Source organism: uncultured Aggregatibacter sp. (assembly GCF_901873365.1).
Taxonomy (GTDB): domain Bacteria; phylum Pseudomonadota; class Gammaproteobacteria; order Enterobacterales; family Pasteurellaceae; genus Aggregatibacter.
In genome coordinates this window covers 1-13,945 of the sequence record NZ_CABFLM010000073.1, presented here as the reverse complement: position 1 = coordinate 13,945, position 13,945 = coordinate 1, and the positions used below count along the sequence as shown (strand labels likewise).

The window sequence follows — 13,945 nt, the reverse complement described above, 5'->3', positions numbered from 1 at the left end:
TAATTAAGCTATTAAACGACCAAATGAATTTGGAATTTTATTCTTCAAATTTATATTTACAAATGAGTGCATGGTGTGAACAACAAGGTTTTGAAGGCGCGGCTAAATTTTTATCTGCGCATGCAGCCGAAGAAATGCAACATATGCGTAAATTATTTACCTATTTAAATGAAACAGGTGCGTTGGCAGTGATTACTCAAATTGATGAGCCACCACATCAATTTAAATCATTAAAAGAAGTTCTTGAATTAACGTATCAACATGAAAAATTAATTACCAGTAAGATCAATGAGTTGGTCGGTAGAACTTTTGAAGAGAAAGACTACTCTGCATTCAACTTCTTACAATGGTATGTTGCAGAACAACATGAAGAAGAAAAATTATTCAGTCGTATTTTGGATAAATTAAATCTTCTTGGTGAAGATGGTAAAGGCTTGTTCCTTGTTGATAAAGATTTAGCGGCATTAGCAACAGCAAGCAACTAATCTTTCTAAAACAAAAAAGGCTAGGTTTTACAACTTAGCCTTTTTTATCATATCTCATCCGATAAATGCTAAATTATCAGATGAAATTTACTCCACGCAATTATTTCTTCCGCTCTACCCACTTGCCATCCACAAAATCAACAATCCATTTGGTGGCTTTGCCATTTTTTTCAGAGGTAACATATTGGCGTTTTTCTTTGCGACTAAAACGAATAATGGCCGCGTTGCCTTCCGGATCGAATTGTGGCGCATCGGCTAAGTAGCGCAATTTCTCCGGCAAACGATCACGATACAATGCTAACTCTGCAACTTTTGGTGCGCGAGTTTCACGGGATTTTGGAAAGTTATGCGCAGACATAAATACACCGCTGGCACCATCACGGAGTACAAAATACGCATCGGATTTTTCACATTTTAATTCCGGGAAATGAATCGGATCTTCTTTTGGCGGTGCAACTTCACCATTTTTCAAAATTTTACGAGTGTTATCACATTGCGTACAAGCCATGTATTTACCAAAACGACCGAGTTTTAGATGCATATCGCTGCCGCATTTATCACATTCAACAACTGGGCCGTCATAACCTTTGATTTTGAATTTACCTTCTTCAATTAAATAACCGTCACAATTCGGATTGTTACCACAAATATGCAATTTACGATGTGGATCAAGAATATAGCTATCCATTGCTGTACCACATTTCGGGCAACGCTTACGCTCCATTAATGCTTTGGTTTCAGACGCTTCATCTAACACGTTTAATAATTCGGCTTCCGGAATCAAGTTAATGGTGGTTTTACAACGTTCCTTTGGCGGTAAGGCATATCCGGTACAACCTAAAAACACACCGGTACTGGCGGTTCGAATTGCCATATTACGGCCACAAGTCGGACACACAATATCTGTTTCGACCAAATTATTCGGACGCATTCCGCCTTCTAATTCGTCTAATTCCGCTTTGGTCAGTTGAGTCGAGAAATCTTTGAAGAATTGATTTAATTCGGTTTTCCAATTTTTCTCACCGGACGCGATTTGGTCCAACACATCTTCCATATTGGCAGTGAAATCATAGCTCATTAAATCAGCAAAAGACTGATTTAAGCGATCGGTCACGATTTCGCCCATTTTTTCTGCATAAAAACGGCGATTTTCTGTACGCACGTAACCGCGTTCTTGAATCGTAGAAATAATGGCCGCATAAGTCGAAGGTCGGCCAATCCCCCGTTTTTCCAGCTCTTTTACTAATGCAGCTTCAGAAAAACGAGCCGGTGGTTTTGTGAAATACTGTTGAGGTTCCACACTTAACAAATTCAGTGTGGTATTTACGTCCACATCAGGCAAGGCCTGATCTTCCGCTGATTTTCCGGATTGTGGCAATACCTTCGTCCAACCATCAAAGCGTAAAATACGCCCTTTGGCCGTTAAGGTGTAATCCCCTGCTCTGACTGTTAAAGTAGTGCTGTCATATTGAGCCGGCGGCATTTGGCAGGCTACAAACTGGCGCCAAATTAAATCGTATAAACGCACGGCATCTTTTTCCATCCCCACTAAATCATTCGAACCAATTTGAATATCTGATGGACGAATCGCCTCGTGGGCTTCTTGTGCGTTTTCTTTGCTGGAATAGAAATTTGGCTTGGTCGGCAAATAAGGTACACCATAATGTTTTTCGATATAACTGCGCACCATATTTAACGCATCTTGACTCAGATTAGTGGAGTCCGTACGCATATAAGTAATATAACCGGCTTCATATAAACGCTGTGCCAACATCATGGTTTTCTTCACACCAAAGCCTAAACGGGTACTTGCCGTTTGTTGTAATGTTGAGGTAATAAATGGTGCGCGCGCTTTAGAACTGGTCGGTTTCGTTTCTAAATCAGAAATAACATAATCAGATTTAGCTAAAAAATCCACCGCACTTTGTGCCTGTTCCGCATTTTTGGGCTCAAATTTTTTACCTTTAAACTGCACCACATCCAAACGAATCTGCTCATGTTTTGCGGTGTCGGTTAACACAGAAACTTCCCAGTATTCTTGTGGTACAAAGGCTTTAATTTCCCGTTCACGTTCCACAATCAATTTCACGGCGACCGATTGCACACGGCCGGCAGATAACCCACGCGCCACTTTTTTCCAAAGCAACGGTGACACCATAAAACCGACAACACGATCTAAGAAACGGCGTGTTTGCTGCGCATTCACCCTATCCATGTTTAAATTTTCAGGATGTTCAAAGGCTTGTTTAATGGCATTTTTGGTAATTTCATTAAAGACAACGCGACTATAACGTTCATCATCGCCGCCAATTACCTCACGCAAATGCCACGCGATAGCCTCTCCTTCTCTATCCAAGTCGGTGGCGAGATAAATATGATCGGCTTTTTTGGCGAGGGATTTTAGCTCAGCAACGACTTTTTCTTTACCGGGTAAAATCTGATAGTTGGCTTTCCAACCGTGATATGGGTCGATCCCCATGCGTTTGACTAAAGCATCTTGTTCTTTTTGTTGTTTTATCGCTTGCTTTTCTTCCGCACTAAGACCTTTGGTAGAAATAGGTTTGGCTTTCTCTCCGGTCGCAGAACCCACCGTTGGCAAATCACGAATATGTCCCACGCTGGATTTCACTACATAATTGTTTCCTAAATATTTATTAATGGTTTTCGCCTTCGCAGGCGACTCCACAATAACCAAGGATTTTGTCATTATTATTACCTAATTTCGATTAACTTGTATAAAATTGCCCGCTATATTGCTAACTATCTTCAAGTAGGTCAACTACTTTTTTCCAAAAGGCATCAGAAATGGATAAACTCAACGCAATTTCAATTTTTTGCAAAGTGATTGAAACTCAAAGTTTTACCAAAGCAGCCGCATTGCAAAATATCTCCGTTGCTATGGCAAGCAAATTGGTTTCTCAATTAGAAGAACAGTTAAAAACACGTTTGTTACAACGAACCACCCGTAAGATTGTGCCAACGGAGGCCGGCAGCCTCTATTATCAACATTGTCAGCCCATTTTATTGGAATTGGAGGAAGCCGAATCCAGCATCAGCAATCTTACCACCTCTCTGCAAGGGAATTTAACCGTTTCTATCCCACGGGATTTTGGTTTGCGATTTATTACGCCGAATTTAGCGCGTTTTGTGAAAGCCCATCCGAATTTACACATGGAAATTGAGTTTAACGATCGTATGATTGATTTGGTCAGCGAAGGATTTGATTTAGCGTTGCGTATTGGTTATCTGCAAGACAGTTCCTTGGTGGCAAAGAAAATTGCGACCTCCTCAATGCACTTCGTCGCGTCACCGGAATATTTAGCCACGCATGGCACACCACAAACACCGGAAGAATTAGAACATCACGACTGCCTTTTATACAAAGCCACAGGCAACCAAATTTATTGGGAATTTAACAAACACAATAAAATTCAGCGTATTAAAATGCGTTCTAAACTGGTGTGTAATAATGGCTTAACCCTTGCTTCATTGTGTGTTGATGGTGTTGGCATTATTAACACACCACGCTTCTTTGTGGAGGAAGAATTGGCTTCAGGAAAATTGGTGGAAATTTTAGCGGATTACCGACAACAAGAGTTGGATTTACATATTGTTTATCCACACCGCCGTCATTTGTCAGCGAAAGTCAAAGCCTTCATTGATTTTATTACTCGGCTGGATTTATGTAAGACAAAACCGTAAAAGTGCGGTCGTTTTTAAGTGGATTTTCGTTTTACGTGACCTTGCAATTAAGCAAGGTCATTTTTTATGTCTAAAACAAAAGGAATATGCTCTGGCAACGGTGCGAGTCTGCCTAACTCCACCCACGCACAAGGAAAATGAAAATCAGACCCCATAGAACCGGCGAGTTGATGTTCTTCTGCGAGTTTTACCAATAATTGACACTGGTCGCGACTTTGTCCGCAACCGGAAATTTCAATGGCATCGCCGCCCCAGGCTTTAAAACTCTCCGTTAGTTTTCGTACCCATTTCATGGTCATGGTATAACGCAACGGATGGGCAAACACGGCAACCCCACCGGCTTGATGAATAATGTCGATGGTTGTTGGAATATCAACCCACTGTGGCTTGACATAAGCTGATTTACCCTGCCCCAAATAACGTTTAAAGGCTTGGCCGTCATTAGAGACTTTGCCGATTTGCACTAAATGACGGGCATAATGCGCTCGGGTCACTTCGCCATTGCCGGCTAATTTTTTTGCCTCTACATAAGCATTTTCTACACCAATTTTTTCTAATTTTGCCCCGATTTCCTGAGCTCGAATCTCGCGTAATTTCGCTTGCTCAGCTAAAAGTGCGGTCATTTTTTCATGTGAAATATCAAACCCTAACCCCACAATATGAATGGAGCGATTTTCCCATAGCGTGGAAATTTCCACGCCATTAATCAGCCTCATGCCCAAAGACTCTGCCTGTTGTCGAGCCTCAGCAACTCCGGCCACGGTATCATGATCCGTCAACGCCAGCACATTCACACCTTTTTCATGGGCACGCAAAACCACCTCTGTCGGCGATAATATCCCATCGGAAGCTGTGCTATGGCAATGTAAATCGTATTTTGTCATGTGTTAACCTACGATTCTGTTCTAATTTCATAATTATTTTCTTTAACAATAACCGCTTGATGATTATTGATTGGAAATAAATTGTATGTGGATTGATAAGCCCGAATGGTTTCCATTGCACTTGCTTCAAAAGGAAACTCACCATAATGTGGCACAATGGCAAAATTAACGAGATTGAGTGAAGAATAATCAGTCAATTCGGAAGCAACCATCTTATCATCCATAATTTGGTTGTATTTAATATTACCAGCAGTAATTATTGCTCCTGCAGATTCTCCGATATACACCATTCCTTCTGAAATTCGTAAGTTAATCAACTCAAGTAAATTTTTTTTCTTTAATTCTTGTAACAGATAAAACGTATTGCCACCTGAAATATACAGATATGGTGTTTGTTTTATTTTTTCCTTGATAATCACTTCAGATGTATTGGCAATATCTAAAATATCTACGGAGAATCCTAATGTCTGAAACACATATTTCGCTTCATCAATATAGCCTACATAGTGCTCTACATTGCCGGCAGTTGGGATAAATAATACCTGTTTGGCTAATATTTGTTCTTGTATAAAATTTCTAAACAGATTTCCCACACCTGAAAAATAAGAAGTTAAAAATAAGGTTTTCATCTCGTCACTCTCTTATTTAATTGCTTGAACTAATTCTTTCACCAATTTCGGACCGTGATAAATCAACCCGGAATACACTTGTAAAAGCTCGGCACCGGCTTGGATTTTCTCTTGTGCATTTTGTACGCTATCAATACCGCCGCTGCCAATAATCGGAATTTGCCCTTTGAGTTCTTGGTGCAAGCGAGCAATGATAGCGGTACTTTTATGTTGCAAGGGCTTCCCGCTTAATCCCCCCTGCTGTTCAGCATTTTTGAGATTTGTGACGTTGTCGCGAGAAATGGTCGTATTAGTGGCAATCACACCATCCATTTTATGACGCAGCAAGGTATCGGCAATTTGAATTAACTCACTTTCCGTCAAATCCGGGGCAATTTTTACCGCAATCGGCACATATTTGCCATGCTGTGAAGCCAGTTCTTTTTGACGAGATTTAATGCTTCTTAGCAAATCATCAAAATAATCACCATATTGTAACTGGCGCAAATCCGGTGTATTAGGCGAAGAAATATTCACGGTGATATAACCGGCGTAGTTATAGGCTTTATTCAAACAAATCAGATAATCATCTTTTCCTTGTTCTAAAGGCGTCAGTTTATTTTTACCGATGTTGATCCCCAACACGCCGTCATAGTGCGATTTTTTGACATTTTCAATCAGCTGATCGATACCATAATTATTAAAGCCATTACGATTAATGATGCCTTCTGCTTCAACCAAACGAAATTGGCGAGGTTTGGCATTTCCCTCTTGCGCCAATGGCGTCACTGTGCCCACTTCAATAAAACCAAATCCCATGGCACCAAACCCATCAATCGCTTCCGCATTTTTATCTGCCCCCGCAGCCAGACCAATAGGATTTTTAAATTCAATGCCCATAACAGTTTTTGGTGTACCTTGTGGACAATTTAGAAGTTGTTTTAAGAGAAAATGAAATGGCGGGTATGCCGCTAAGCCCAGGGCTTTTATCACTAAATTATGGGCATCTTCAGGATCAAGGGAAAAAATCCCTTTACGAATGAAAGAATACATACTCGTTTATCTCTCCGGATAGTTAACTGTGAAAAGAATAGAAAAAGTGCGGTCAAATTTAACCGCACTTTTATGTTTACTGTAACGCTTTTTCGATTTTCTCAAACAAATCGCGAGATAAATCTTCTGTCTCACTGATGCGTTCTAGCGCACGTTTCATCAAGGTTTGGCGTTGTGCATCATAGCGCGCGAAACGAATTAACGGCTCAATTAAACGAGAAGCCACCTGTGGGTTGCTTTTGTTCAGTTTAATTAAAATATCCGTTAAGAAACGGTAGCCTGAACCGTCAATGGCGTGGAACGCTTTTAAGTTTTGCCCCGCAAAGGCACCAATGAGAGAACGCACACGGTTCGGGTTATTAAAATTAAAACTTGGATGATCCATCAACTGCATCACGTTTTGCAATACATTGTCTTCCGGACGAGTCGCTTGTAAAGCAAACCATTTGTCCATCACTAAACCGTCATGTTGCCATTTTTGCTCAAAATCAGCCAATAAACCGTCACGACAGGCCAATTTAGCTTGCGTCGCAGAAGTTAAGGCGGCGAGTGTGTCGGTCATGTTATTGGAATAGGTGTAATGTTTGTTCACCAGATTATTGCCAATATTGGTATAGGCTAAATAGCTTAAACAGACATTACGTAGTTTGCGTAAAGCAATGTCTTCCCGATTGATTTTGTATTCATCCAAACGAATGGCGTTGTAAGTTCTTAACAATACCTCTTGTAAGCTGTCTGCAATTGCAACAGCCATAAACTCCCTGGCAGCGCTGATGGCATCCGGATCAATGGTTTTAAATAATTCCGCAAACTCTGTTACTTTCGGCAACGTGAGAATCAAACTGGTTAACTCAATATCTTTTTGATAATTATCTAAAACTTGATAAAACACGGCTGCCGTTTCCGCCGATAATTCTAGCGGTTGGCCTTGTTGATAATGAGAGACGTTACGTCGTAACTCAGAAGCCAGTAACATTTGCGCTGCATCCCAACGAATAAAGCCATTTTCAGCACATTTTAGCAAGGTAATCAGTTGTGAAGAGGAATAATCATAATCCAATTTCACCGGTGCAGAGAAATCGCATAACAAGGCTGGAATCGGCTTAGTGTAAAGATTATGAAATTCAAAGGTTTGGTCTTTTTGAGTAATGTTTAACACATTATCCACAACGCCATCGGCATCATAGAGCGTTTGTGCGGTACCCTTTTCATCATACAACGCAATTTTCAACGGAATGTGTAAATTCACTTTTTCCATTTGATCGGCTGTTGGTGGCGTTAATTGAGAAACCTGCAATTGATAAACGTGATTTTTTTCATCGTAACGATCACTGATGGTTAACTCCGGCGTGCCGGATTGACTGTACCAGCGGCGGAACTGGGCTAAATCCAAATTATTGGCGCGCTCCATGGCAGACACAAAGTCTTCACAGGTTGCCGCTTTGCCATCGTTTTCCGCAATATATAACTTCATGCCCTTTTGAAAGCCTTCTTCGCCCAATAAGGTATGCAACATACGAATCACTTCTGCGCCTTTTTCGTACACAGTGACCGTATAGAAGTTATTCATTTCAATTACTTTTTCCGGGCGAATCGGATGAGCCATCGGTCCTGCGTCTTCAGCAAATTGTACGGTACGCAAAAACTTCACGTTATTAATGCGATTTACCGGACGAGAACCGGTGTCAGAGGAAAATTCCTGATCACGGAAAACCGTTAACCCTTCTTTTAGACTCAATTGAAACCAATCACGGCAAGTGACTCGATTCCCCGTCCAGTTGTGGAAATATTCGTGCGCAATCACACTTTCAATGGCTAAATAGTCGTCATCGGTTGCCGTTTGTGGATTTGCCAACACATATTTGTCGTTAAAAATATTGAGCCCTTTATTTTCCATGGCACCCATGTTGAAGAAGTCCACCGCAACAATCATGTAAATGTCGAGGTCATATTCTAAATCAAAACGTTCTTCATCCCATTTCATGGCACGTTTTAAGCTTTGCATTGCCCAATCGGCACGATCTAAATTGCCACGATTCACATACAATTCTAATGCTACTTCACGACCACTTTTCGTGATGAATTGATCTTTCAGCACATCAAAATCGCCTGCCACTAACGCAAATAAATAGCTTGGTTTCGGGAACGGATCATGCCATTCCACCCAATGACGACCATCGTCTAAATCGCCGCTGTTAATGCGATTGCCATTAGAAAGTAAAAAAGGATATTTCGCTTTATCGGCGGTGATTTTCGTGGTGTAACGTGCTAAGACATCCGGTCGATCTAGCATGTAAGTAATTTGACGAAAGCCCTCCGCTTCACACTGTGTACAAAAAGCGTCACCGGATTGATACAAACCTTGTAGTGATGTATTGGCTGCCGGATTTAAAATCGTCGTGATTTCCAGTTCAAACTGATTTGCATCGATTTGCTCAAGATTTAGCGTCAAACTTTCCGGATCTTGTTGATATTGTGTAAAAGGTGTTCCATTTAATTTAATGGAAGAAAATTGAAAATCCTGTCCGTCTAGGCGCAAGGTGGTGCTGTTTGGATTAAGACGTTGATATTGGCTTGTGGCAACCACCACGGTCTTTTCCGGCTCTAATTGAAAATCGAGATGGATATCGGTTACCGTGAAATCGGGGGTTTGATAATCTTTTCTATATTTGGCTTTAGCGAGCATAAAACAACCTAATTCTAAGGGCTAAAAAGTGCCGTTAAGGATATGATTTTTAGCATTAAGTTGCAAATGGATTTTCTTTGGCAAAGTTATCGCAAACGTTTGCGCATTATGCTATTCTAGCGCCGTTTTTTATCTCCAAGAATGAGGCAAAAATGTCTTTAACATCCCCTAAAATTGCCATTGTGATGGGTTCTCAAAGTGATTGGGCAACCATGCAAGAAGCCACACAAATCCTCGATCAATTACATGTTCCTTATCATGTCGAAATTGTTTCGGCACATCGTACGCCTGACAAACTCTTCCAGTTTGCCGAAAACGCACAACAAAACGGTTATAAAGTGATTATTGCCGGTGCCGGCGGTGCAGCACATTTGCCGGGCATGATTGCAGCCAAAACCATCGTCCCCGTGCTTGGCGTGCCGGTGAAAAGCTCAATTTTAAGTGGTGTCGATAGCCTCTATTCCATTGTGCAAATGCCCAAAGGGATTCCTGTCGGCACCTTAGCCATTGGACCTGCCGGCGCAGCAAACGCAGGCTTATTGGCCGCGCAAATTTTGGCGATGAATAATGTAGAATTAGCGCAACGCTTGCATCAGTTCAGACAGACACAAACACAAAGCGTATTGGACAATCCGGATCCTCGAATTTAAAAACAGCTAAAATTTCCACCGCACTTTAAACAGACAAATATAAAAAAGTGCGGTCATTTTTTCCCGTGTTTTTTAATGAATCACTGAAGGTGGCGCAAGCCTGAGCGTTTGTACATCCCTAAAAATCAATGAGAAAACTATGCAAAAATCAGCCCTCTATCCAACCATTTATGTTCTTGGCAATGGACAACTCGGCAGAATGTTACGCTATGCCGGTGCGCCTTTAGATATTCACGTTCAACCGCTGCCTTTTGATGCGCCGGTGTTTGAGTTGTCGCCGAATGACATTATTACGGCAGAAATCGAACGCTGGGAAAAAACACCGCTGACCACGCTCCTCGGCAATCACGCCAATTTCGTCAATCAAAAAGTCTTCGCACAATTAGCTGATCGCTTAAGCCAAAAATCCTTATTAGATAAATTACATCTTCCAACCTCGCCTTGGTGTCTATTGAAAGAACCATCACAATGGGACGAAGTATTTCAGCATATTGGTGAGAAAGTTGTCGTTAAACGTCGTATGGGTGGTTATGACGGACGTGGGCAGTGGATTGTGTCTGATGAAAACAAAGCGCAAATTACGGAAGACTTGTTTGGGGAAACCATTGCGGAAAAATTTATTCCGTTTGATTACGAAGTGTCTCTCGTGGGCGCCCGTTTCCGTAACGGTGACACCCGTTTTTATCCGGTCACTCACAATTTACAGCAAAATGGCATATTACGTTACAGTGTCATGGATATCACTTTTCCACAGCAATCCACACAGCAACAGCAAGCTGAAATGATGTTAAGCAAAATCATGAATGAGCTCAATTATGTGGGCGTGATGGCGATGGAATGTTTTGTGGTGGGCGATCAGCTTTTAATTAATGAGCTTGCGCCACGCGTACACAACAGCGGTCACTGGACACAACTTGGCTGTGCTGTGAGTCAATTTGAATTGCATTTGCGGGCATTATTGGATTTGCCTACGCCGCAATTAAAAGTATCCGCGCCAAGCGTGATGGTCAATTTGATTGGTACTGAGCACAACCCACAGTGGTTAAACACCGCCTTTGCGCAGTTACACTGGTATGGCAAAGAAGTTCGCCCGGGACGTAAAGTAGGACACATTAACCTTTCCCATCCGGATAAACAGGTGATTATCGCGCAATTAGACAAATTAGCAGCGGAATTGCCGGAAGATTATCAATCCGGTTTGCAATGGGCAAAAAATAAGTTGATATAGTTAACATATTTGAAACATATTGCTTGTCAAAAAGAACACCGAGCAGTATAACTAAAACAATTTTCACCCACCATCCGAGGATAACACTATGTTTGAAAAGATTACTGCCGCACCGGCGGATCCAATTTTAGGTCTAGGCGAAGCATTTAAATCCGAAACCCGCAGTAACAAGATTAATTTAGGTATCGGTGTCTATAAAGACGCCAAAGGCAACACCCCGATTGTTAAAGCGGTAAAAGAAGCAGAAAGACGTTTATTAGAACAAGAAAATACCAAAAACTACTTGCCGATTGATGGCGTTGCTGATTTTAACGCACGTACCAAAGAATTATTGTTTGGTGCGAATTCCGATATCGTAAAAAATAATCGTGCCAGAACCGCACAAAGTTTAGGTGGCACCGGCGCGCTCCGCATTGCTGCAGAGTTCGTTAAACGCCAAACTAACAGCCAAAATGTGTGGATTAGCACGCCAACCTGGCCAAACCACAATGCAATTTTCAAAGCGGTAGGCATTAACATCCGCGAATATCGTTACTACGATGCCGAACGCAAAGCCTTAGACTGGGACAACTTAATTGCGGATTTAAGCCAAGCCGGTGAAGGCGATGTGGTTTTACTTCACGGTTGCTGCCACAACCCGACCGGTATCGACCCAACACCGGAACAATGGGACAAACTGGCTGAAATGTCTGCACAAAAAGGCTGGTTGCCATTATTCGACTTCGCTTATCAAGGCTTTGCTCATGGCTTAGAAGAAGATGCTTACGGTTTACGCGCCTTTGCCAAAAACCACAAAGAACTTTTAGTGGCAAGCTCCTTCTCTAAAAACTTCGGTTTATATAACGAGCGTGTTGGTGCATTCACTGTCGTGGCAGAAAATTCAGATATTGCCGCGACTGCATTAACTCAAGTGAAAGTCATTATCCGTACCCTCTACTCCAACCCGTCTTCTCACGGGGCAAATACCGTTGCATTGGTATTAAATGATGCAAAATTACGCCAAGACTGGGAAAACGAGCTTACCGAAATGCGCGACCGCATCAAAAAAATGCGCCACCGTTTTGTTGAGTTACTTAAAGAATACGGTGCTCAACAAGACTTTAGCTTCATCATCAACCAAAACGGTATGTTCTCTTTCAGTGGCTTGACCGCAGAACAAGTTGACCGCTTGAAAGAAGAATTTGCCATTTATGCCGTGCGCTCAGGCCGTATCAACGTTGCCGGCATTACCGAAGACAACATTCGTTACCTCTGCGAAAGCATTGTCAAAGTGTTGTAATTTTTGACCGCACTTCAAAAGAAAACGGCATTGAAATGATCTGCACCCCAAAGAAGCTAAATTTCCAACTGATTAAGGTGCAGATTTTTTATGATTATGAACCTCATGTTTGAGTTTACTACAGAGCCAGAAAAAGGATTTTTCACTCCCAAGTTCACTAAAAAAGTGCGGTCAATTTTCTAAACGTTTTTAACCATAACGCCCACAGACAACGTGACCGTTCCTTATTTTTTCAAAGGCTTATCTGTAGGCGTTAGAATTCACGCACTATCTCAAAAATTAAGCCGGTTGGTTTGCCATCTCTTTTTCCAAAAAAGCAATAAACCCATGTAGCTCATCTATATTAGAGTTAACAAAAACCTGATCTTGTTTCTCTAAAAGAAGATATTTCATCCAAGAAAGCAAGTTAGATTTATCTTCTTGATCTAACAATTTAACAATATTTTCGAATCTTTTGTTAGAAGTAAACGCCCAAAATAATTCATCTAAACGGTCATCTATAATATCAGAATAGTGATATAACCATTCCCGTTGAAGATAGGGAAGCAAATATGTCCATCCCTCCCAACTAATATCACTAGAAGACCCTCGAAATTGAGAAAAATCGATCTTCTCCCCTTCCTTTAATGAAGCTAAATAATCATATTCTTCTATGTCTTCAGGTCGGGTGATGGCGACATAGTCTCTTTTATAATTGAAAAAATGTTGAGGAAGTTTTTTTAATTTCAATAAGTGTTTCATGGTGTTACCTCATATATCTCATACAGTTATTAACTCTATGTCCAATATCTGTGATTTGCTGTTCCTTGCTGACGATGGACTTCAGTCATCTGTCCTATCATAGGCATATTGAATGAGCTTATCATCAAACTCTTTCTCTTGCATCAAAAGCAAATTTAACTCTGTTAGGCTGAGAATATTACTTTGAGAAAGAGTTAATTTTTTCCAAAATAGAAAGTAATTCATCCTCTAAGAGAAAAGAAAAAGGATCTTGACCAGAAAACAAAATAAAGGAAATCCAGTTTTTAAATCTATCTAAATCATCTTCATCAAACAAGTATAGAAATTTAGAAAGATTACCATCTTCCGCAAGATACCAAAAAAATTTCATTGGATAGTCCTCTAAATCTTTAGGAAGATTATTAAAGTATTTTATTTGCATTAGAGGTAAAAGATAATTCCAGCCATCCCAGGTTATATCTGAGCAGGGAATATCTAGTTTCTCAAAATTAACTTCTTGATTCGGCTTTATTGAGGTAGCATAACTATAACCATTTAAATCTTCAGGTCGTGTAATTGCAATATGATCCTTACTTGTATTTAAGAATCGATTAGGCCACTTTCTAGGTTTAATTAAAATAGACTCTATT

General features: G+C 40.9%; 12 protein-coding genes. 5 read left to right on the top strand and 7 right to left on the bottom strand.

Annotation, left to right across the window (positions count from 1 at the left end):
• Window positions 1-2: 2 nt before the first annotated feature.
• Entirely contained in the window at window positions 3-485 is a 483-nt protein-coding gene (ftnA, locus tag QZ106_RS06685) for a non-heme ferritin (RefSeq protein WP_295975834.1), read from the top strand.
• Between the two features lie 100 nt (window positions 486-585).
• On the opposite strand, the gene topA is transcribed toward ftnA, so the two are convergent.
• Window positions 586-3,192 carry a type I DNA topoisomerase gene (gene topA, locus QZ106_RS06680; RefSeq protein WP_295975833.1) on the bottom strand — a complete coding sequence of 869 codons (2,607 nt, stop codon included), beginning with the start codon at window positions 3,190-3,192 and terminating at the stop codon, window positions 586-588.
• A 98-nt stretch (window positions 3,193-3,290) separates the two neighbouring features.
• On the opposite strand from topA, the gene QZ106_RS06675 reads away from it, so the two are divergent.
• Window positions 3,291-4,187, top strand: coding sequence for a LysR family transcriptional regulator (locus QZ106_RS06675; protein ID WP_295975830.1), 897 nt, complete (start codon window positions 3,291-3,293; stop codon window positions 4,185-4,187).
• 47 nt (window positions 4,188-4,234) lie between these two features.
• On the opposite strand, the gene QZ106_RS06670 is transcribed toward QZ106_RS06675, so the two are convergent.
• From QZ106_RS06670 to pepN, 4 genes are all read right to left on the bottom strand, one after another.
• Entirely contained in the window at window positions 4,235-5,071 is an 837-nt protein-coding gene (locus QZ106_RS06670) for a PHP domain-containing protein (protein ID WP_295975828.1), read from the bottom strand.
• Between the two features lie 8 nt (window positions 5,072-5,079).
• A complete protein-coding gene (locus tag QZ106_RS06665; RefSeq protein WP_295975826.1) occupies window positions 5,080-5,700 on the bottom strand; it encodes a Type 1 glutamine amidotransferase-like domain-containing protein in 621 nt (206 codons plus the stop codon).
• 12 nt (window positions 5,701-5,712) lie between these two features.
• Window positions 5,713-6,732 (bottom strand): quinone-dependent dihydroorotate dehydrogenase, encoded by a 1,020-nt coding sequence (gene pyrD / locus QZ106_RS06660; RefSeq protein ID WP_295975824.1) that lies wholly within the window; start codon window positions 6,730-6,732, stop codon window positions 5,713-5,715.
• Between the two features lie 76 nt (window positions 6,733-6,808).
• A complete protein-coding gene (gene pepN / locus QZ106_RS06655; RefSeq protein ID WP_295975822.1) occupies window positions 6,809-9,418 on the bottom strand; it encodes an aminopeptidase N in 2,610 nt (869 codons plus the stop codon).
• A 152-nt stretch (window positions 9,419-9,570) separates the two neighbouring features.
• Here pepN and purE point away from each other — a divergent pair, with 152 nt between their 5' ends.
• The 3 genes from purE (at window position 9,571) to QZ106_RS06640 (ending at window position 12,575) form a co-directional block, all read left to right on the top strand.
• A complete protein-coding gene (gene purE, locus QZ106_RS06650; protein WP_295975820.1) occupies window positions 9,571-10,068 on the top strand; it encodes a 5-(carboxyamino)imidazole ribonucleotide mutase in 498 nt (165 codons plus the stop codon).
• 139 nt (window positions 10,069-10,207) lie between these two features.
• Window positions 10,208-11,296, top strand: a complete 1,089-nt coding sequence (gene purK, locus QZ106_RS06645; RefSeq protein WP_295975817.1) for a 5-(carboxyamino)imidazole ribonucleotide synthase — start codon at window positions 10,208-10,210, stop codon at window positions 11,294-11,296.
• Window positions 11,297-11,384: 88 nt separating this feature from the next.
• On the top strand, window positions 11,385-12,575 hold the full coding sequence (locus QZ106_RS06640) for an amino acid aminotransferase (protein WP_109842775.1): 1,191 nt from the start codon (window positions 11,385-11,387) through the stop codon (window positions 12,573-12,575).
• Window positions 12,576-12,854: 279 nt separating this feature from the next.
• Here the strand turns inward: QZ106_RS06640 and QZ106_RS06635 are convergent, their stop codons facing one another.
• Entirely contained in the window at window positions 12,855-13,316 is a 462-nt protein-coding gene (locus QZ106_RS06635; RefSeq protein WP_295975814.1) for a hypothetical protein, read from the bottom strand.
• 178 nt (window positions 13,317-13,494) lie between these two features.
• A partial coding sequence (locus QZ106_RS06630; protein WP_295975813.1) for a hypothetical protein occupies window positions 13,495-13,945 on the bottom strand: 451 nt, incomplete at its 5' end.